Here is an 18,200-nt window from a genome sequence, read left to right on the forward strand (position 1 = left end):
CATGGTACAGAAGGAAAGGGAACATAAGAATAGGCAATCAGAACTTGATTTCATCTGTTGTATCCGATGCCAAAATGACACTCAATTTCATCCTGGCTTTCTTACTATCATCATCGTCACCCAATATGACTCCATGCTTGTACAAGTCATATGCACTTCCTAAGTAATCATAAGCAGTATAAACTGCACCTTCTTCTGATGTTGTAGTAATGATGACGGTAATGCCAGCTTCAATAGACTTAATGATCTCTTCCATCATATCAGGAGCAACCTGCCCTCGACCTACCCCTTCAAGTACGATGCCACTGACACCGGCTTCTCTTGCAGCTTTGATGAAGGTTCCGTCAGCACCTAAGTAACATTTGATGATCTCCACTCTTGGTATCGGTTTTATGATTGAATACGTCTCACGTTTGATCGGCCTTTGATAAATATGGACTTCATCATTATCAATGATTCCAAGATACCCGAAACCGAAAGCATTGAACCCCTGGATATTGGAAGCGTGCTCTTTCTTAACGTATTTCGCTGGGAAGATACGCTCATTGAACACTACCACCGCTCCGGCCTGATGCAAATCTTCACTGCAGGCAGCATAGATCGCATGACGCAAATTAATATAAGCATCGCTTCCCATTTGTCCTGGAGAACGTTGGGAACCCGTAATGATGACCGGACGATCATCTTTTATCGTCAAGTCCAGAAAATATGCCGTTTCTTCCAGAGAATCTGTGCCATGGGTAACGACAACACCATTGATCGATTCATCTTCAAAATAGGTTTCGATTTTTTCCTTCAACATCAAAAGATCATCGAAGGTGATATGCATGCTCGGCTTTTGGAAAGCTGAATCTATATGGATGTCGATATCCTCTGGTAATGCAAGCATCTGGGCAAGCTCCTGTCCGCTTAACGCTCCAGATGATAATTTACCTGAGTCTTCATTAGGTACACTTGCAATGGTACCTCCCGTTGTTAATAGTACGACTTTATTCATCCTATCCACCCTCTCCATTGTCATCCATTCACTTGAATGAAAAAAGCCCCATGAAATTCATGGTGGCCTTCCGTTTACCTCTTCCGTGCAATTGCATCAGCAATATGCTCTCCATGATGCCGGCCATTTTCAATGAAAATTTCATTGTTATTATAACCGGCAGCAATCACTCCGGCAATATAGATGCCAGGTACGTTGGTTTCCATCGTTCCTTCATCAAACATCGGGCGTCCAGTTTCTTCATCGATGCTGACCCCCATTTTTGTCAGAAATTCATGGTCCGGCTTATACCCGGTCATCGCGAATACGAAATCATTGTCGATCGTTTGTTCCACTCCATTGCACACATAGGTCAACGTATCTTCTGTGATTTTCTTCACTTCTGCACAGAATTTCATTGTAATGATATCCTTTTTCACAAGTGCTTCAAACTCAGGCAGGATCCAAGGCTTGATACTTGAAGAATAATCCTCTCCTCGGTAAAGGACGGTGACACGTGCACCTGCCTTCACTAATTCCAGTGTTGCATCGACCGCTGAGTTCTTACCGCCTATGACGACAACATCTTTATTGTAATACGGGTGCGCTTCTTTGAAATAATGCATCACTTTCTCCAAGTGCTCCCCTTCTACACCCATCATGTTCGGCTGATCGTAATACCCTGTTGCAATAACAAGGTCATTCGCTTCATACTGATGTCTTTCGCCGGTATTCCTTTCCGTGTGTACAAGAAAGCCATCGGGTGACTTTTCCACAAGTGTCACTTTTTCAAATGCGTTAATTCTCAGGTCCTTCCGTTCAGCAACCGACCTGTAATAGGCGAGCGCCTGATTCCTCACCGGCTTTTGACGTTCGGTAATGAACGGCACCTGACCGATTTCCAGCTTTTCACTGGAACTGAAGAACGTCTGATGGGTCGGGTAATTGTATATCGAGTTTACGATATTCCCCTTTTCTATCACTAATGGGTTGATTCCCCGCTGCTTCAGTTCAATAGCGGCGCTCATCCCACATGGTCCTGCTCCTACAATGATTACCTCTTCTTGTTGCACCATGGTCACCTCTCTATTCCAATAAGAAAAACTGTCTCACGATCGTCATCCCTACCATTATCTTGAATGGTACAGGAATACTAAAAGGAGACAGAATCGATTCCAGTACAGATGATGTCTTAGATTTGCCAATTATTCTCTAAAATAAAATATCTCCTACCAAACCTATGATAGGAGATAATTTCGTGAGATTCAACTTATATCCATCCACGGAAACGTGAAGCTTCCGCCATTTTACGAACCCCGACCATGTATGCAGCGAGACGCATATCCACTCGGCGGGTTTCCGAAGTATTATAAACAGAATTGAAGCCTTTGACCATCACTTTTCTCAGCTTCTCTTCCACTTCTTCCTCTGTCCAGTAATAACCCTGGTTATTCTGTACCCATTCGAAATAGGATACAGTAACTCCTCCAGCAGATGCCAGAACATCAGGTACGAGAAGAATTCCACGATCAGAGAGAATTCTGGTTGCATCAAGAGTTGTAGGACCGTTTGCGGCTTCCACAACGATCGGTGCCTTTATTTTATCAGCATTATCTTCTGTAATCTGATTTTCAATTGCTGCCGGAACGAGAATATCGCAATCAAGTTCTAATAATTCCTGGTTTGTAATCGTATTTTTGAATAAGTTCGTAACCGTACCAAAACTATCGCGACGATCCAATAGGTAATCGATATCAAGTCCTTCAGGATCATGCAAGCCTCCATAAGCATCCGAAATTCCAATAACTTTGGCACCTGCATCGTGCATGAACTTCGCCAGGAAGCTGCCCGCATTACCGAACCCTTGAACGACCACTCTAGCACCTTTGATCTCGATTCCTTTCTTCTTAGCCGCTTCTTCTATACAAATGGTCACACCTTTGGCAGTCGCAGATTCACGTCCGTGCGATCCACCCAATACAAGTGGTTTCCCTGTGATGAAGCCAGGATTGTTGAATTCGTCAATTCTGCTGTACTCATCCATCATCCACGCCATGATTTGAGAATTCGTGAACACATCTGGAGCTGGAATATCCTTTGTAGGTCCCACAATCTGACTGATTGCACGGACATAACCTCGACTGACACCTTCCAGTTCACGGAAAGACATTTCCCTTGGATCACAGATGATTCCACCTTTTCCTCCCCCGTAAGGAAGATCGACAATGCCTGCTTTCAGGCTCATCCAGATGGATAATGCTTTAACTTCCTTTTCGGATACATTCGGGTGGAAGCGTACGCCACCTTTTGTAGGTCCGACCGCATCGTTATGCTGTGAGCGGAATCCAGTGAAGATCTTGATGGAATCATCATCCATCCTGACGGGAATCCGGACAGTCATCATGCGTACAGGTTCCTTTAGAAGTTCATAAACTTCGCTGGGATAACCTAATTTATCCAATGCATTCTTAATGACGGTTTGTGTGGATTTCAGTACATCTAATTTGTCGTTGTTTTCATTATTCGAGTCTGCTGGTTTAGCGGCTACCATCAGTTAACCTCCTATAACAATCCATTCAGTATCTTAAAGCTGTTCTTTCAGAGAATAGTATACACCTTCGTCCCCATTATGCAAACAACTTCTATCGTATTTTACTAGTAAATCACGAAAAAATGTAAGCGATTTCATACCGTTTCACTTTCTTGTCATTGTTAGTTCTACGAAACGCTCGATCATCTCATCATAACTCCAGCCGATTTTGCTTGCTGAATCAGGAAAGAGACTCGTCGGAGTCATTCCCGGAAGTGTATTCACTTCCAAAATTACCGGTACGTCCTCTTCTGTCAGAATGAAATCCACTCGTGAGTACACGTCACAGCCAAGAGCCTGGTGCGCATGGACTGCAAATTGCTGGATTTCTTCCGTCAATCGGTCGGAAACCCTTGCAGGTACGATATGCTCACTTCCACCTGGTTCATACTTTGAAGCGAAGTCGTAGTGATCACCCTTTGGTATGATCTCTATGATCGGTAATGCCTGCTCTTTTCCTTTTAAACCTATTACAGGTACTGTAACCTCTTTTCCGGAAATATAATCCTCGACCAGGATGACATCATCGGAATCTGCCGCATTCTTCAGCGCGTCAGCTACCTGGGACCATTCTCTAACTATAGTCAGGCCAAGAGTAGAGCCCTCCTGGTTCGGTTTGATTACAAAAGGTAAGGTGAAGTTCTCTTTTATATCTACTTCCATCTCATTCAACGTTTCATACTGGTCGACTGCATATGCATTGCTTTGCGCGATCGGGATCCCAGCCTGTTTGAATATTTGTTTCGCTCTCGATTTATCCATCGCCAGTGCAGATGCAAGTACACCGGAACCGACGTAAGGAAGTCCGATCATGTCGAGCAGTCCTTGGATCCTTCCATCTTCACCAAAACGCCCATGAAGACCTATGAATACCAAATCTACTTCCAGCTTAAGAATCTCATCCAACCGTTCCGGATGAAAATCGATTCCGGTAACTTCATGTCCATTTTTTTCAAGTGCCTCAATGATTCCTTTACCAGTCGATAGTGATACTTCCCTTTCGCCTGAAGTACCCCCATATAAAACGGCTATTTTCAATAGTTACACTCCCCATCGGCATTTGCCTACTACATCAATAATTATATTCCATCTCATATTAACATGTTCATTTGATTCCATCTATTGATAAATAAAAAAATGAACGGGGCTATCCGCTACCGTTCATTCATCCATGTCTAGCTTTTTATTAAAATGATGATTGATTCCTTTAATTGCATGGTCTATGAAGATGGAGTTCCCATACTCAAGCAGGCGATGTACCGTAACAATACTGGGAAAACCGAATTCCGACATCAATGCGATGATCTGCTCTTTATCGATATCCTTGATGTCTTCATCCTCAAGTTTCATATAATAGAAACCATCATAGGATAGCACGCGTCCACCTTCTAATCCGAGATTACCCAGGTGTGCACAAAGCTGAATGATATCTTCGAACTCATCAAAAGAGAAAATCAACTCTTTGCTTTCATCCAACGTAACCTTCATTTCAATATAATCCTCTTCATCATTCTCGTTCCGATCTGTTTGAGTCACAACAATGAACATTCCTTGTGCCTGGAGCAGATAGACCTGCACAAGTAACGTTCCTTCCAGCTCAACCCCCAGCTCATCACTCGCTTCGAACATCATATCGCTGAACAATTGATGGACCCTTGGCAAATCGTGCCATAAATCTTCCTTCGTCAACCCTCTTTCAATCAGATCATCAAACGTGAGAAAGATCTTGAATTTCTGATTGGTTAAACGCTCCAGACGCATCAGATCGCCCCCTGAACCTTCCATTGCTGTTTATATCTTTATCATATGCTCCTGAACCGAATATGGTACCTTTTTAAGCGCTTATGCCACTATGCGCACTTCTTACAAACTTGCCTGGAGCCAAGCTTCCCATTCCATCTTGGAATTTCCCACCATATACGTCTTCACTTTCTCTTTATCTTTGTCACTTAGCGTATCGTATGCGTATCCCCCTAATCCAATCACCAATTCCGGAAATTGTTCTTGAAGAGCATCTGCCAACTTGATAGTCACAGGGATATTCTTCTTCATTGTACATGACATGAAGAGAAATTTCGGGTCTATCTCTTCAATAATTACATCAATATCTCCACTTGCAACACTTTGGCCCAAATAAATGACATCAAAGCCCCTACGCTTTAAGTATAAGGCAAAGATAAGCAGTCCCAGTTCGTGCCGTTCATTCGGTCCACAAACAAGTACTGCTTTTGGAAGCATACGATCTGTAGGAATGGTGACCAGCATCATACCAATTCTGGATCGTAGGAAGTTCGATGCAAAATGTTCATGAGCACTTGTAATTTTGTTCAATTCCCATAAATGGCCTACTCGCACCAACAAGGGACCAATCATATCTATCGTCACGGTTTCAGGCGTGTAGAGACTGAATGCATGATCCAATTCACGCTGCGCCCCTCTTTCGTCAAAACTCAATAGGGCATCGAGCAGTTTATCGGTTAGCTTCTTTACCTGTGAACCCTGGTCATCCGCTTTTTCTTCAGGTGTATCCATGAGTTCATCATTATTTTCAAGTAAGGAAACAGCTTGTGAAATTGTGAAACCTTTGTCCACCTTTTCTGACAACCATTTCAACACTTTGATATGTTCATCTGTGTATAGCCTATGCCCAGCATCATTGCGGACCGGACGGATCATCTGATACCTTCTTTCCCAGGCTCTGAGTGTTCCCGGCTGGATCCCCAACATTTGCGACACAGCTTTGATGTTATATTTTCCTTTATTCGTTGCCATAAGCCTTCCTCCAAAATACGTCTTTTATAAGAGTATATAGGAGAATTGCTACTTGTGTAAAATATGTATATTCAATTTACAACTTTTGAATAAACCTTTTCACACTTTTCCCTTATTAAATTCGACGAGATGGCATTCAGCTCTTGTCCCTAATCTCAATGGCAGTTTAGTTGTTCCATAGCCTTCACTGACAAATAAATCAGTCGTACCTTTTTTGCTATAACCTCCACGCTGATAAGGTCCGAAGCCGAAAATCCTGATTTGTCCACCATGGGTATGTCCACTTAAAACAGTTGAAATCTTCGCTTGATCCATTTGTTCAATTGCATCAAACCAAAAAGGGTCATGAATAGCCAGGATAATGAATTCTCCTTCGGTATCCGTGTACGCATAACGGAAGCTTTCCTTCAGGGCAGCGCTTCGATCTTCCTCTTCTTTATCATAAGCATCAAGCCCCATAAGGCTTACTTTCTCTCCATGTTCCGACTCGAAATTCACGGATTCATTTGCTAGGACTTTCACATTCAAATCAAGTAATAGTGCATCCAGCTCTTTACGGTCCGCTTCGTAATCATTGTTTCCCCAGACAAAATAAATCGGTGCCTCTAGTGTGTTCAATCGTTTGATATTCGCAGTCACCGAAGTGAGCGGAACGCCTTTTTCCAAAAGATCTCCTGCGATCAGTATAATATCCGGTTTCCTTGTTTGTTTCACTCTTTCCAATGTATCTGACTTTATTATTCGCTTATGGATATCAGAAATCAAAAAGATGCAAAAGCCTTCAAATGAGGATGGAAGCTTCGGATGATCGATCTTCACAATTCCGATATGATCGGTATTGGCCTTCCAGTACATATAAAGCAATAGACCGATACCGGTTATCACGAGCAAAAGGAATAGATAGAAATAAACCACAGCAAATTACCCCTTTTCGAATTCCTTGGAGGTGGATGGTAAAGAAATGATACCATAGATCATTGCCAATACATAAAAAATCAGCACCATTTCATAGGAAATGATTATCAGTGATGCTGGAAGTGCTGCTGCAACACATACGAACAGTCCTGTTCCGAATCGCTTCCGTTTTACCAGCCGCACAATGTCATGAACCATCTTCCCTTGGAGAACGGTACCAATCATCAGGAATGCAGCCCCTACTAAAAAAGCTAAAGGATTCATGATCGTGTAAATGAATACCTCCGTATTAAGCGGGAGACTATTGATCGGCATCCAATAAATGAAAAGAAAACAACAGGCAATAGCCCCCATCCCCTTCATGAAATAGGACATTAAAAATCAAACCCCCTTTTTGACAACTTTATGTCAAAAAGGGGGTGAAAAGACTAGCTTTTCTTTTAGACTTCTTTAACATCCAATACCCGGAATCCGTGCTTTTCCAATTTATCAACAAACTTATCGATATTGTCCTTCTTATCGATTTTAAGAACGATCCTTCTGGCTAGTTTATCCGTCTCATCGAAGGTGGCTAGCGATATCACATTCTCATGATGACTGCGGATGATATCCCCTAACCTTTCAATTCTCCCTTCAGATTCTTCAGAAGTGAAGGCGATACGGACACCTTTCTTTTTGACTCCGAAGGCACTTTCGAATTGTTCCAGTACATCAAATCGTGTTACCAGCCCTTTGAAAGTGTCATTGTCATCCACAACAGCCAAAACCGGAAACCCTTTGAAAGCAGTCAGTGTTTTTTCGAACACTTCATCTTCCGTAATCGTCAATTCTTTATTGGCGGCGATATCTCCAGCCGTAGTTGTTTGCAGGTAGGAATCCTTATCTTCATTACTTTCAAAATATCCTTGGTAGATCGACTGCCTGGAAAGCATCCCAAGGAATCGATCCCCATCCAGTACAGGAACCCCTTGAATATCATGTTCATTCAGCATTTGCAGGATACCTTCAAGACGGTCATCCTTTTTTGCAGTAAAACACTTGTACGTAGGTTTCATGATACTTTTAACAAACATTCCTATCACCTCGACATCAACATTTTATCTTCACTCTTTCTATTCGACTTCATCCGTCCGTAATCCTGCCTGTTCAAGGAATAGGACTAGTAATCTACTTCATACAATGAATTAGTCTGTATCCAGGAAGGTGGAAAATATGTTTACGACCCAAAAGTGTTACCATCCCTTTTACAGCGAGTTCGATCCTTGTCCGATCATGAAAACAAAGTGTTATGTCACTCCCCCAAACCTCTATGTAGGATTTCAGGAGCCTGGCCTTCCACAATTCAAACCGAAGGAAGCGTTGATGGCCGGTACCCTTTGGCCGATCTTTTACAGCGAGTACCCTAAATCCTGAAGGAAGGAGAGATGAAGATGCAGCCCCCACTTCCACCGGAGTATTATGAGCAGATGGAAGAGATTCAGGCAGTTGATTTTGTATTAGTGGAACTAACCCTGTATTTGGATACCCACCCGGATGATATCAAAGCAATCGAACAATTCAATCAAGCTGCCCAGAAAAGCAAAAGGTTGAAAAAGAAATTCGAAAGCCAGTTTGGTCCTTTAATGCAATATGGAAAAAGCTATTCCGCGGCTCCATGGCAATGGAACACCCCGCCATGGCCCTGGGAGGTATAGGGTGAGTAGAATGTAATCTCGTTAGGAAGGGGTGCAAAGGTGCATGTGGTATTATGAAAAGAAACTTCAATATCCTGTACGAGTAAGGGAGTGTAACCCGCGGCTTGCAAAGTATTTGATTGAGCAATACGGAGGAGCAGACGGTGAATTATCTGCAGCTCTTCGCTATTTGAACCAGCGTTATTCGATTCCAGGCAAAGTGATCGGATTGCTGACGGACATTGGTACGGAAGAATTCGCGCATCTGGAAATGATTGCGACCATGGTCTATAAACTTACGAAGGATGCTACCCCTGAACAGATGAAAGAAGCGGGGCTCGGGGCTCATTATGCTAACCATGAGAAGGCGTTGTATTATGAAAATGCGGCTGGCTCACCGTGGACCGCTACCTATATCAACGCAAAAGGAGATCCGATTGCGGACTTATATGAAGATATTGCTGCTGAAGAAAAAGCTCGGGCAACCTATCAGTGGATCATCAATATGTCTGATGACCCGGAGTTGAATGATAGCCTGAAATTCCTGAGAGAACGAGAAATTGTCCACTCCCAGCGTTTCCGTGAAGCGGTGGAGATACTGAAGGATGAACAAGATAAGAAGAGAATTTTTTAACTTGATATCATAGAAAAATCCGAACATGTAACCTCACATGTTCGGATTTCCCCTACGTTATTCCACTAAAGACGTAAACTTCAATTGGACAGGTTTATTGCGCGTTTTCGTCTGCCTGATGGATGCCGAATATATTTCCTTCTGAATCCAGGTAGTACCCTTGCCATGCCATTCCAGGCAATGCATATTTCGGCAAAGCTACCTTCCCGCCCAGCTCCAGTATTTTGGATTCGATGGCATCATAATCCTCCACACCAATGGTACATGAATAACCATTCATCGGTTGTCCCTTCTCAGGTGGAGGACCCTGACGCTGCATCAACGCACCATTGATACCCATTTCATCTTCATCTCCGGTAACAGCACCAAAATAAGGCATCCCCGCATACTCCGACCAATCTTCAAATCTCCAGTCAAACACCTCTCCATAAAAACGTTTCGCACGATCCATGTCGTCTACATGAACTTCAAAATGGATAAGTCGCCCCATAGTCTCCTCCTTTTGATCATTCCATTACACGTATGTATGTTCGACAAGGAACTTTTTGAATCCTTTATTTTATTGTAAATCCCAAGAACTAGTTTACATAATATTATTCCGGTGTACTTACAGGCTTTGGAGATGCTGGAACAATTATGACATCGCCCTCACTTAAGTCTTTCAGATCCGATTGGTTGATTCTCTCCAATTGTTCAACGGTATCATTTGTACCGAAGTGCTCCTTGACTATGGTATTAACCGTCTCCCCTTCTCTCACTTTATAATATACATAACCCTCAGGCGGCTCAGGAAGGCCAGTGACTTCAGATTTCAACACCAGCCTCTCTCCTACTACGCCACCCTCGGTTTCCTGGGAAAAGACCGGGATGTCTTCTAATGAATCCTTCCAATACGGATAAGTCAGAATTCCGATGATCACTAATAGAAAGATAACCAGTAGAAACCGGATGATCGGTAAGCTGAGCTTCCATTTCATTTTTGTTTTGTTCGCTTGATGCACTTTTTTCCTTGGTGGAAGATCCAACACATCGATTTCTGGAGATTCGTAATGGTTCTTTTCCTGTTTGTCTACTTTCATAGAATCATTATCCTCTTTTAATTCATTGTGATTGGTCGACATATAGAACACCTCATTTTTTAAAGCGAATGACTAAAGCTAAACTGACGTCTATGATGAAATGAGCGGTAATCGTGACAATGATATTCCCTGTGATCTCATACATATAGCCGATAAAGAAGCTGACGGACAATACAGAAACGAATAGTACGATTTTTTTCAAATAACGGATGTGAATGATGGCGAACAACGTACTTGCAAATATATATCCGAACTGCGTTTGGATCACACCTCTGAACAATAACTCTTCGCTTACTGAGACGAGTCCTGCGAGAAGAAAGATTGCACCTACACTCCGCCGTGAAAAAACCCGCTCATTGATGCCTCCATCATCATAATATTTTTCAGGAAGCAGTTTCATCAATAGTAAATCCAGCCCTACTATAAGGAAGCCTGGAAGCACCCCGTAAACGAAAATCTGTTCAGCATCGACAGTGAACTGATCCGACCACCCTTCTAAAAATGAATCGAACAGCAGCCAAGAACCAGCCATAGCAATAATGAAGATGATCAGTTGCGTCAATAAAAGGTGGAAAAGAATTTCTTTATCTGACATGTTCTTTATTAATTCTGATTGGCTTTTACGACTCATGCTGGAATTCCTCCTGATGGAACACCTTTCTTAAACGTTCCTCCCAAGGCACGTGGTCCCGCTCGGAACGGTGTGTTTCCAATTCAGGGAATAATTTTTCACGAGTTATCGCAAATCCGCAATAATCACAGCATGTAACTGTCGGCTCCCTGAATCCTTTTTGAAATGTAGAATATAACTTTTCACGTCTGCAGCCGTCATGATGAACCCATTCCAACAATTCATGCAGCCGATTATATTTCCGTTGCATTCGATGGTCAATCAGAGCACTCATAGTTGAAATGAATTCCTGCCACTCCTGATGATTGTAATGGAGTTTATTGCCTTGCAGGATTTCCACCTTCTCTAATTGGAATTTCAAAAATCTCCACTGGGATTCTGACAGCTCCAGCTCCAACTGCATGGATTCATCGGATGGAAGCGGTATATTCTCTTCATGAACGACATACAGCCGGTTCATCAACGGTTTCAATACCCTCTTTTCAGGTAGTTCACTTTCAATAAGACCTTTTGGTATATGATAATCCGATTCAGTAAACAAAAGTAGGCTGAGACATGGATGACCATCTCTCCCGGCCCTGCCGATTTCCTGAATATAGGACTCCAACTGTGAAGGAAGGTGGAAATGGATGACCATCCGTATATCCTTTTTGTTGATCCCCATTCCGAATGCACTCGTACAACAGATCACATCGAGCTCTCCATTCATGAATTGCTGTTGGATCAATAACCGGTCGGTTTGATCCATTCCACCATGATAATAGGCGATCTTACGCCCTTCCAGCTGCTCCTCCAGTGCGAACGCAACTTTTTCCGTCCAGTTCCTGCTGGAGAAGTAAATCATAGAAGGCACATGGTTTTCCCTGAGCACCTCTACGATCCTGTTGATCTTTTCTTCAGGGTGTCTGCACTGTTCTACGCTGAAGGTGATGTTTCTTTTATCCATCGGATAGATATGTCCGATCATGTTGCTCCTGCCCAATTGGCTGCGAATATCAGCCTGTACTTCAGGCGTTGCAGTTGCACTCAGGGCGAGGACCGTCGGATCATCAAGGTGAGGAAGAATTCGCCTGATCTTCAGGTAATCTGTTCGAAATTCATGCCCCCACTGTGAAATGCAATGTGCTTCATCAATGACGACCAAAGGTATATCCATTGATGAAAGCTTGTCCACAATGAACGAATGTTGCAGCATTTCCGGTGAGAGATACACCAGTTTATATTTTTCGAGATTTCTTAACACCTTCATGCGCATTTCACGACCAAGAAAACTGTTCAATGCAACTGCTTTCTTGAATCCTGATGCTTTTAGCTGCTTGACCTGATCAATCATGAGCGACACAAGTGGCGAAATGATGACGGTCGTTCCCGGGAGGATTGAAGCAGGTAACTGGTAGCAGATCGATTTCCCGGTTCCTGTAGGAAGAATCCCCAACACATCGTTCTTCTGAAGAACATCTGTGATGATTTCCTCCTGACCTTCACGAAAGGAAGAATGACCGAATTGTTCACGTAAAAGTCGGTACAGTTGTTCTTTATTCATAAGACTCCCCTACTTTAGCCTGATTTTGCTGATGAGCGAGGACCATCCGAATTTGGAAATAGTCATAGCGCTGCTGGAGTGCTGCATTGATATCCTTCAAACGATTCGTATCAAGTGTATCTGCAGTCGCCGCTATCTGTTCTATGGCCTCGTTTGTAACATAATCAGAGATTTCAAATGAAGGTACAACCAGAGCAATTTCCACCAAATGATCTTGTACTGTGCTCATTTTCAATCGCCGTATCTGTCCGATTTGTTCTGGTTCAAACCCTTCCTGCAGCAATTCATACGTACGCTTTGCCGAGTTGGTAACCAATATATGCGGTTGTTCATCTATTGTAAATAAGGCCAAGGAAGGATATCTGTCCCGACCCTCTTTGACAGTAAAGTAGATTCTATAGCAGACGTGATGCAATAACAGATGTACATCAACTGCATCCATTCCGAAACGTACTGCCAATTGTCCCGTGGTTAAACCGATGAAACCTGAACCTGTCAGCCGATAGGTGAAGACTTCCGCTTCAGCCTCAGGCATGCTTCTAAGAAGATCTGCCAGTTCGTGATAAAGTGCACGCACATGATGTTGAAGGTTTCCCTTTCTCGTCCGATAAAGGTTCCTGACCCACTCCGTCGTTTCCAGATCATCTTCCACAGGAAGAAAATCGTTCTTCCCGAGATGCATATTGGTTACAGTTTGTATGTAAAGGAAGAGACGCTTCGTGAACAAAGGGATGGTGGAGCTTAAAGTCAAACCTCTGAAATGTATTGGCTCATATGTATTTCTCATTTTTTGAACCTGTACGTTTCCCATGGGTGTGACAACGGCTACTTCCTCATACCTCTCGATCCATCCGTTATCCTCAAGCCTATTTAAAGCCCTATGCAAGTCCTCACGGGAAAATCCTTTTAAAATACCAAAATAATTCGTCAATTGGTATGCGTGAGCATCCTGCAATGATTGAGAAGAACGTTTTCCATCAAGGAGATGATAGATTCCTGATATCGTACGTTCTCCTTTTATGTTAGTGATACAGTCTAATAAAATATAATCGAACACGACATTTACTCCTTTGACGAAAAAAATACGGACCAAACCTGCGGCGTTATGCGATTCCGGTGCCATAAGTCGCAGAAAGCCTACCACTTCAATGTTTTCTCACCATTTTTATGTTGAAAAAAATCTGCCTTAGCATTACAATAATACATGAGCTTACATTATCCGACATGTAAATGTTCGATATCCGGACATATAACTGTACTAATCTAGGAGGTTTCATATCATGGCTAAATACACGATTGTTGATCAAGATACATGCATCGCCTGCGGTGCCTGCGGGGCGGCAGCACCAGATATCTATGACTACGACGATGAGGGCATCGCTTATGTAGTGCTGGATGATAATGACGGGACTGCTGAAGTACCTGAAGATTTGATGGAAGATATGGAGGATGCATTTGATGGCTGCCCTACAGATTCTATCAAGGTTGCTGATGAATCCTTCGATGGCGACCCATTGAAACACGAATAATACTTAACCGCCCAGGATGTCTTGCAAAGGCATCCTTTTTATTTTGTTGAATCCAGTTCGATCAGCTTGCGCTCTGCCTCATCCTCTTCGAACGTACTGTACCAACGGTAATTGCTGTCATCGATAATTCTGTAATGTTTGCTGAGTATATTTTGCTGAAGTGTATAAGCGCCTTTCCTTTCAACTTCTGTCCACCAGACTTTGCCCCCCATCGTCATACCTCTTGGTCGGTCAATCTGATCATGGGCGACCGTTTCGATTACTTCAAAAGGATCTTCCCCTAAAGTGTTCTTCAGGACTTCACTATCCTGAAACAAAGCACAAACCGCAACGATCGTAGTCCAGCTTGCTTCATTCCGTTCTTTTTCGATTTGCACAAGCGTTTTTTTGGAAATGCCAAGTATGTCAGCCATGCGTTGTTGAGTATAACCTTTTTCGACACGTATCAATTTCAGTTTAGGTGAAATACCTTTAATTAAATCTTTTTTATCCATAAAAAATCGTCCCCTTTTCCACACTACTTCCATTTTAACATGTATGAGAATCCTCGTCCCATACAATTGTTAGCAGTATCTTTCGATAGAATAAAATAGACCCGACAAATTCTTAGGAATTCATCGGGTCCACTTCATGTTTTTTTAATCAGGAGCTACTGCGCTCTTATCTGTCATCATACCCATATAATGGATTGATTGCCGCCGGGACTGGTACCGGTTTTGTTAAATCAAGACCATTGATAGATTCTAAACCGGTATTTTCATATAGAACCTCAGAAACTCCGTAGCTTTTAGCTGTAGCCAAGATAGCTTCAATCATTACCAGGGTGTCCTGGTTAGGCTCAAGCTGACCTCCGAACTGTACGATGAGCGTTTGATCCTCTTGTCTGATAGCATTCATTTGAACATTTTCTCGTATCGGTGCAGCTATGTTGGGGGATTGTTCTCCGCGCTTCATGTCGCGTACTGCATCTTCCAATGACGATGCTTCGGTTTCAACAGGAACGAAATAACTGAGCTGATCTGGCTCTGTTTGGAAGACCTTATATACAAACTTCGATTGCGCTTTTTCAGTAGATATAGGCAGGCTCCCTCCGTAATGATCCGTAAATGTTATTGCTTTTGTATCTGAAAAATTGGAGCGGATCATCTGAATGAGGACCTCATCCATCCATACAGGTGTATCGGACTGCTCCGGGAACGAAACTTCAATAGTTCCACCTTGATCCACTGTTTTAAATGATACCCCCTCCAACAGATACTTGCCCAGTCCAGGAACGTTGAACGCACCTACACTATTAAGGCCTTCAATCGTGGAGGTTTCCTTCGGCATGATGAAGGAAACAGGAACTGTATTTTTCCCCTCACCAAGGAACGCACTGTGTATGACCGTCGAAACTGCAGCTTCTTCCTGGAAAAAGAGATGACTTCGTAATGCCAAAGCACTTTCCTCCACTGACTCACTACCATACTTTGCTGCGTCATCCTTTGTTGCAGATCCACTGTCTTCCATGGACGCTTCGTTCATCTCGGCACTGCTGTCTGCCTGATCCCCACTTTCTGAAGCAGAATCCATCCCTCCTGATCCCTGTTGAAGGATAGGAATTACCATTACCATCAGCAGGACGACTGCCACCAGGGAACCGACTGGAACGAGCCATGCCCTTTCTTTTTTTACTTTGTTTTCATTCAGTTGAGGAGATATTTTCTGGTGAAGCTCTTCTTTGCTTAGACGATCCTGCACTCGCGGCAATTCGCCCAATAGCTTTTCGAGCTTCTCATCGTTGTAAGAGTTACGCTTCACGTTGGATTCCCCCCTCTTCCATCTTTTCCATGCGTTCTTTCAGCAGTTTCATCGCCCGATGCTGCGTCGTCTTCACTTTACTGACGCTCCATCCGAGAAGTTCGGCAGTCTCCTTCAGCGTATGTTCCTGGATGAACCGTAAGATGATGACACTTCTCTGATCGACATTCAACTGATCGAGACAATGATAGACTTTCTGTATTTCCTCATTCATCATTGCTATATCTTCAGGAATCGGTGCTGAATCTTTTAGTTCCTCTCCCCGCTCTTTCCAGTCAAAAAAATCCAGTATCCGGTTTCTTTTCCGTTTTTGAGCACGAAAGAAATCGATCGTCACGTGCCTTGCAATCGAAAAGAGCCAAGTCTTTTCACTGCTCTTTCCTTGGAATGTATCGTAGGAATTCATCACTTTTATATAGATTTCCTGAATGAGGTCTTCCGTCTGTTCTTTATTTTTCACCATGTAGAAGACAAACTGGTACAAATCATGATGATAACAATCATACAGACGTTCAAAAACTCGATCCACACTTCCTACCTCCCATTCATAGATTAGTCGTTCAGTTATGTAAAAAAGTTTCACTCTTCCATCATAATCAAAGAGGTCAGAAAAAACTTGGCTTATTGCGATATTTTCTTATACTTTAACCCTATACCAAAGTCTAACTTTCATAAAGCATAAAAAATACCAACCGGAATCCGGTTGGTATCAGGCTAGTGCATGGCGGCTATATCGTTCGAACAGCCTTGAAAAAACAGGTAGCAGGAGCGTGATGAATACGATATTCCCGAACGCATGGTATAGATCGAACGGTAGTCCTGCCAGATAATAGGCCCAAAATGATCCTGCATAGCTGTACATCGTCAACGAAATGATCAGCCCGTAAATGAGGCCACTTACACCGGAAAAAAGTGCAAGCCCCCATTTTGGAATAGTACTGAAATACTTACCGATCAGCCCTGCTGCTGCACCGATCAATGCCCATGCGGTTACCTGCCAAATATACCAGATTCCCATTCCCAGCAGCATGTTGGATAGGAACGTCGTCAAAGCTGCCAAAAGAACTGCCGCCAGAGGTCCCATAAAGAAGCCGGTAAGGATGACAATGGCTGTGACCGGCTGTACATTCGGAATGGCATTCGTTGCAATTCTTCCAGCGATAGCAAGTGCTGAAAGCAATGCAATTAACGTCAGTTTATATGTGTTCATTGCGATCATTCCCAAGCATGAAAATCAAATGCGATCTGATCTCCTGATTCCAATTCGTAGTCATTGGCTCCCACCATCGCTTCTTCCCCATTAATGGTGTAAAACCAGGCTTTCTCTTCGCCTTCCTCAGCAGAAACCCCTTCAACTCCCGTGATGAATCCATCACTTTCTTCTACTTCGAAATTGGCTTTCATCACTTCCATCAACGATTGTCCTTCTTCAAATTCAATTTCTTTCTCCTGAAGGATTTCTTCACCGTTTTCTTTAGAAATGACCACTTCTGCTTTCATTTCCTGTTGTTCATTCTGTTCTGTTTCCGTAGTTTGGTCGGCATTGCCACTTTCGGATTGGCATCCAGTTAGTATTCCGATGCTTAAAAGCAATGCAAACACCATTTTAAGTATTCTGTTCATTTGAACCCTTCCTCTCCTTAATGTTTGTTTCCCAGCTCGTGAAAGGTGAAGGGCGTAAGACAACCTGCGGCTGAAGAATGCCTTAACGAAAAAAGGTCTGCCCGCATAATCATGTATGTTACATGATCGAATGCTTGGGACAGACCTTTTGAGACATCCATTCGAAGACAATCCAGTTTTCATTCATACGTAGATTGCACGTATACGATTCCGACCGGTTGTCTCAAACGCTCAATCCTCGAAGCTTTGAAACTTGAATGGCAGGCAGGTCTACTGACTTGTGCTTATTCCTACTCTGGACCCTTCCCATATCCTTGATACAGTGGATCGTCCATTTCGTAGCACTTACAGTTGCGAGGACAGTTCCGGCATTTCACCGGATTCCCTTTTCAGCTCTAAGAAATAGAGCACCTTCATTCCTTATATAATTCAATT

At 43.0% G+C, this 18,200-nt stretch carries 23 protein-coding genes and 1 riboswitch; of the genes, 4 read left to right on the forward strand and 19 right to left on the reverse strand.

Annotation, left to right across the window (positions count from 1 at the left end; genetic code table 11):
- Positions 1-37: 37 nt before the first annotated feature.
- The 9 genes from ACFQ2J_RS04780 to ACFQ2J_RS04820 all read right to left on the reverse strand — a co-directional run bounded on the left by ACFQ2J_RS04780 (position 38) and on the right by ACFQ2J_RS04820 (position 8,326).
- Positions 38-997, reverse strand: coding sequence for an asparaginase (locus tag ACFQ2J_RS04780; protein ID WP_386057069.1), 960 nt, complete (start codon positions 995-997; stop codon positions 38-40).
- A gap of 74 nt (positions 998-1,071) precedes the next feature.
- Positions 1,072-2,049 (reverse strand): YpdA family putative bacillithiol disulfide reductase, encoded by a 978-nt coding sequence (locus ACFQ2J_RS04785; protein ID WP_386058343.1) that lies wholly within the window; start codon positions 2,047-2,049, stop codon positions 1,072-1,074.
- Between the two features lie 197 nt (positions 2,050-2,246).
- Complete coding sequence (locus ACFQ2J_RS04790) at positions 2,247-3,527, reverse strand: Glu/Leu/Phe/Val family dehydrogenase (RefSeq protein WP_386057071.1); 1,281 nt, start codon at positions 3,525-3,527, stop codon at positions 2,247-2,249.
- A gap of 144 nt (positions 3,528-3,671) precedes the next feature.
- Positions 3,672-4,604 carry a D-alanine--D-alanine ligase family protein gene (locus ACFQ2J_RS04795; RefSeq protein WP_386057073.1) on the reverse strand — a complete coding sequence of 311 codons (933 nt, stop codon included), beginning with the start codon at positions 4,602-4,604 and terminating at the stop codon, positions 3,672-3,674.
- Between the two features lie 123 nt (positions 4,605-4,727).
- Positions 4,728-5,327, reverse strand: a complete 600-nt coding sequence (locus ACFQ2J_RS04800) for a genetic competence negative regulator (protein WP_386057075.1) — start codon at positions 5,325-5,327, stop codon at positions 4,728-4,730.
- Between the two features lie 102 nt (positions 5,328-5,429).
- Complete coding sequence (locus tag ACFQ2J_RS04805; RefSeq protein WP_386057077.1) at positions 5,430-6,338, reverse strand: MerR family transcriptional regulator; 909 nt, start codon at positions 6,336-6,338, stop codon at positions 5,430-5,432.
- Positions 6,339-6,437: 99 nt separating this feature from the next.
- Positions 6,438-7,253 (reverse strand): metallophosphoesterase, encoded by an 816-nt coding sequence (locus ACFQ2J_RS04810; protein ID WP_386057079.1) that lies wholly within the window; start codon positions 7,251-7,253, stop codon positions 6,438-6,440.
- Between the two features lie 6 nt (positions 7,254-7,259).
- Positions 7,260-7,628, reverse strand: coding sequence for a hypothetical protein (locus ACFQ2J_RS04815; RefSeq protein ID WP_386057081.1), 369 nt, complete (start codon positions 7,626-7,628; stop codon positions 7,260-7,262).
- Between the two features lie 65 nt (positions 7,629-7,693).
- The gene (locus ACFQ2J_RS04820; RefSeq protein ID WP_386057083.1) at positions 7,694-8,326 is read right to left on the reverse strand and encodes a CBS domain-containing protein; all 633 of its coding nucleotides are present in this window, start codon (positions 8,324-8,326) and stop codon (positions 7,694-7,696) included.
- Between the two features lie 139 nt (positions 8,327-8,465).
- Here ACFQ2J_RS04820 and ACFQ2J_RS04825 point away from each other — a divergent pair, with 139 nt between their 5' ends.
- From ACFQ2J_RS04825 to ACFQ2J_RS04835, 3 genes are read left to right on the forward strand one after another with little or no spacing between them, the layout of a single operon-like run.
- Positions 8,466-8,666 carry a spore coat associated protein CotJA gene (locus ACFQ2J_RS04825; RefSeq protein WP_386057084.1) on the forward strand — a complete coding sequence of 67 codons (201 nt, stop codon included), beginning with the start codon at positions 8,466-8,468 and terminating at the stop codon, positions 8,664-8,666.
- A 17-nt stretch (positions 8,667-8,683) separates the two neighbouring features.
- Positions 8,684-8,947 (forward strand): spore coat protein CotJB, encoded by a 264-nt coding sequence (locus ACFQ2J_RS04830; protein ID WP_386058346.1) that lies wholly within the window; start codon positions 8,684-8,686, stop codon positions 8,945-8,947.
- Between the two features lie 43 nt (positions 8,948-8,990).
- Positions 8,991-9,560: a manganese catalase family protein gene (locus ACFQ2J_RS04835; protein ID WP_386057086.1), complete on the forward strand. Its 570-nt coding sequence runs from the start codon at positions 8,991-8,993 to the stop codon at positions 9,558-9,560.
- A gap of 94 nt (positions 9,561-9,654) precedes the next feature.
- Here the strand turns inward: ACFQ2J_RS04835 and ACFQ2J_RS04840 are convergent, their stop codons facing one another.
- The 5 genes from ACFQ2J_RS04840 to ACFQ2J_RS04860 all read right to left on the reverse strand — a co-directional run bounded on the left by ACFQ2J_RS04840 (position 9,655) and on the right by ACFQ2J_RS04860 (position 13,870).
- A complete protein-coding gene (locus ACFQ2J_RS04840; RefSeq protein WP_386057088.1) occupies positions 9,655-10,050 on the reverse strand; it encodes a VOC family protein in 396 nt (131 codons plus the stop codon).
- A 103-nt stretch (positions 10,051-10,153) separates the two neighbouring features.
- The gene (locus tag ACFQ2J_RS04845) at positions 10,154-10,681 is read right to left on the reverse strand and encodes a LysM peptidoglycan-binding domain-containing protein (RefSeq protein ID WP_386057089.1); all 528 of its coding nucleotides are present in this window, start codon (positions 10,679-10,681) and stop codon (positions 10,154-10,156) included.
- A 10-nt stretch (positions 10,682-10,691) separates the two neighbouring features.
- Positions 10,692-11,270, reverse strand: a complete 579-nt coding sequence (locus ACFQ2J_RS04850; RefSeq protein ID WP_386057090.1) for a CPBP family intramembrane glutamic endopeptidase — start codon at positions 11,268-11,270, stop codon at positions 10,692-10,694.
- Positions 11,260-12,813, reverse strand: coding sequence for a RecQ family ATP-dependent DNA helicase (locus ACFQ2J_RS04855; protein WP_386057092.1), 1,554 nt, complete (start codon positions 12,811-12,813; stop codon positions 11,260-11,262). The genes ACFQ2J_RS04850 and ACFQ2J_RS04855 overlap by 11 nt, the downstream gene beginning before the upstream one ends.
- Entirely contained in the window at positions 12,806-13,870 is a 1,065-nt protein-coding gene (locus tag ACFQ2J_RS04860) for a helix-turn-helix domain-containing protein (RefSeq protein ID WP_386057094.1), read from the reverse strand. Before ACFQ2J_RS04860 ends, ACFQ2J_RS04855 begins: the two co-directional genes overlap by 8 nt.
- 223 nt (positions 13,871-14,093) lie before the next feature.
- On the opposite strand from ACFQ2J_RS04860, the gene ACFQ2J_RS04865 reads away from it, so the two are divergent.
- Positions 14,094-14,342 carry a ferredoxin gene (locus ACFQ2J_RS04865; protein WP_386057096.1) on the forward strand — a complete coding sequence of 83 codons (249 nt, stop codon included), beginning with the start codon at positions 14,094-14,096 and terminating at the stop codon, positions 14,340-14,342.
- 38 nt (positions 14,343-14,380) lie between these two features.
- Here the strand turns inward: ACFQ2J_RS04865 and ACFQ2J_RS04870 are convergent, their stop codons facing one another.
- The 5 genes from ACFQ2J_RS04870 to ACFQ2J_RS04890 form a co-directional block, all read right to left on the reverse strand.
- Positions 14,381-14,836 (reverse strand): helix-turn-helix transcriptional regulator, encoded by a 456-nt coding sequence (locus ACFQ2J_RS04870; RefSeq protein WP_386057097.1) that lies wholly within the window; start codon positions 14,834-14,836, stop codon positions 14,381-14,383.
- Between the two features lie 166 nt (positions 14,837-15,002).
- Entirely contained in the window at positions 15,003-16,142 is a 1,140-nt protein-coding gene (locus tag ACFQ2J_RS04875) for a hypothetical protein (RefSeq protein WP_386057099.1), read from the reverse strand.
- Entirely contained in the window at positions 16,132-16,671 is a 540-nt protein-coding gene (gene sigX / locus ACFQ2J_RS04880) for an RNA polymerase sigma factor SigX (RefSeq protein WP_386057101.1), read from the reverse strand. The genes ACFQ2J_RS04875 and sigX overlap by 11 nt, the downstream gene beginning before the upstream one ends.
- A 180-nt stretch (positions 16,672-16,851) precedes the next feature.
- Positions 16,852-17,352 carry an ECF transporter S component gene (locus ACFQ2J_RS04885; protein ID WP_386057103.1) on the reverse strand — a complete coding sequence of 167 codons (501 nt, stop codon included), beginning with the start codon at positions 17,350-17,352 and terminating at the stop codon, positions 16,852-16,854.
- A 5-nt stretch (positions 17,353-17,357) separates the two neighbouring features.
- Positions 17,358-17,765: a DUF4430 domain-containing protein gene (locus tag ACFQ2J_RS04890; protein WP_386057105.1), complete on the reverse strand. Its 408-nt coding sequence runs from the start codon at positions 17,763-17,765 to the stop codon at positions 17,358-17,360.
- Positions 17,766-18,011: 246 nt separating this feature from the next.
- Positions 18,012-18,195: riboswitch (cobalamin riboswitch) on the reverse strand.
- Between the last annotated feature and the right edge of the window lie 5 nt (positions 18,196-18,200).

Source organism: Thalassobacillus hwangdonensis, assembly GCF_042675915.1.
GTDB lineage: Bacteria > Bacillota > Bacilli > Bacillales > Halobacillaceae > Thalassobacillus_A > Thalassobacillus_A hwangdonensis.

What these genes read in the sequence shown, in the direction of transcription:
- ACFQ2J_RS04830 (WP_386058346.1), top strand. Translation starts at nt 8,684, where the DNA reads ATGCAGCCCCCACTTCCACCGGAGTATTATGAGCAGATGGAAGAGATT.
- ACFQ2J_RS04790 (WP_386057071.1), bottom strand. Translation starts at nt 3,527, where the DNA reads ATGGTAGCCGCTAAACCAGCAGACTCGAATAATGAAAACAACGACAAA.
- ACFQ2J_RS04850 (WP_386057090.1), bottom strand. Translation starts at nt 11,270, where the DNA reads ATGAGTCGTAAAAGCCAATCAGAATTAATAAAGAACATGTCAGATAAA.
- ACFQ2J_RS04805 (WP_386057077.1), bottom strand. Translation starts at nt 6,338, where the DNA reads ATGGCAACGAATAAAGGAAAATATAACATCAAAGCTGTGTCGCAAATG.
- ACFQ2J_RS04890 (WP_386057105.1), bottom strand. Translation starts at nt 17,765, where the DNA reads ATGAACAGAATACTTAAAATGGTGTTTGCATTGCTTTTAAGCATCGGA.
- ACFQ2J_RS04855 (WP_386057092.1), bottom strand. Translation starts at nt 12,813, where the DNA reads ATGAATAAAGAACAACTGTACCGACTTTTACGTGAACAATTCGGTCAT.
- ACFQ2J_RS04865 (WP_386057096.1), top strand. Translation starts at nt 14,094, where the DNA reads ATGGCTAAATACACGATTGTTGATCAAGATACATGCATCGCCTGCGGT.
- ACFQ2J_RS04820 (WP_386057083.1), bottom strand. Translation starts at nt 8,326, where the DNA reads ATGTTTGTTAAAAGTATCATGAAACCTACGTACAAGTGTTTTACTGCA.
- ACFQ2J_RS04885 (WP_386057103.1), bottom strand. Translation starts at nt 17,352, where the DNA reads ATGAACACATATAAACTGACGTTAATTGCATTGCTTTCAGCACTTGCT.
- ACFQ2J_RS04840 (WP_386057088.1), bottom strand. Translation starts at nt 10,050, where the DNA reads ATGGGGCGACTTATCCATTTTGAAGTTCATGTAGACGACATGGATCGT.
- ACFQ2J_RS04845 (WP_386057089.1), bottom strand. Translation starts at nt 10,681, where the DNA reads ATGTCGACCAATCACAATGAATTAAAAGAGGATAATGATTCTATGAAA.
- ACFQ2J_RS04780 (WP_386057069.1), bottom strand. Translation starts at nt 997, where the DNA reads ATGAATAAAGTCGTACTATTAACAACGGGAGGTACCATTGCAAGTGTA.
- ACFQ2J_RS04825 (WP_386057084.1), top strand. Translation starts at nt 8,466, where the DNA reads ATGTTTACGACCCAAAAGTGTTACCATCCCTTTTACAGCGAGTTCGAT.
- ACFQ2J_RS04800 (WP_386057075.1), bottom strand. Translation starts at nt 5,327, where the DNA reads ATGCGTCTGGAGCGTTTAACCAATCAGAAATTCAAGATCTTTCTCACG.
- ACFQ2J_RS04835 (WP_386057086.1), top strand. Translation starts at nt 8,991, where the DNA reads ATGTGGTATTATGAAAAGAAACTTCAATATCCTGTACGAGTAAGGGAG.
- ACFQ2J_RS04870 (WP_386057097.1), bottom strand. Translation starts at nt 14,836, where the DNA reads ATGGATAAAAAAGATTTAATTAAAGGTATTTCACCTAAACTGAAATTG.
- ACFQ2J_RS04815 (WP_386057081.1), bottom strand. Translation starts at nt 7,628, where the DNA reads ATGTCCTATTTCATGAAGGGGATGGGGGCTATTGCCTGTTGTTTTCTT.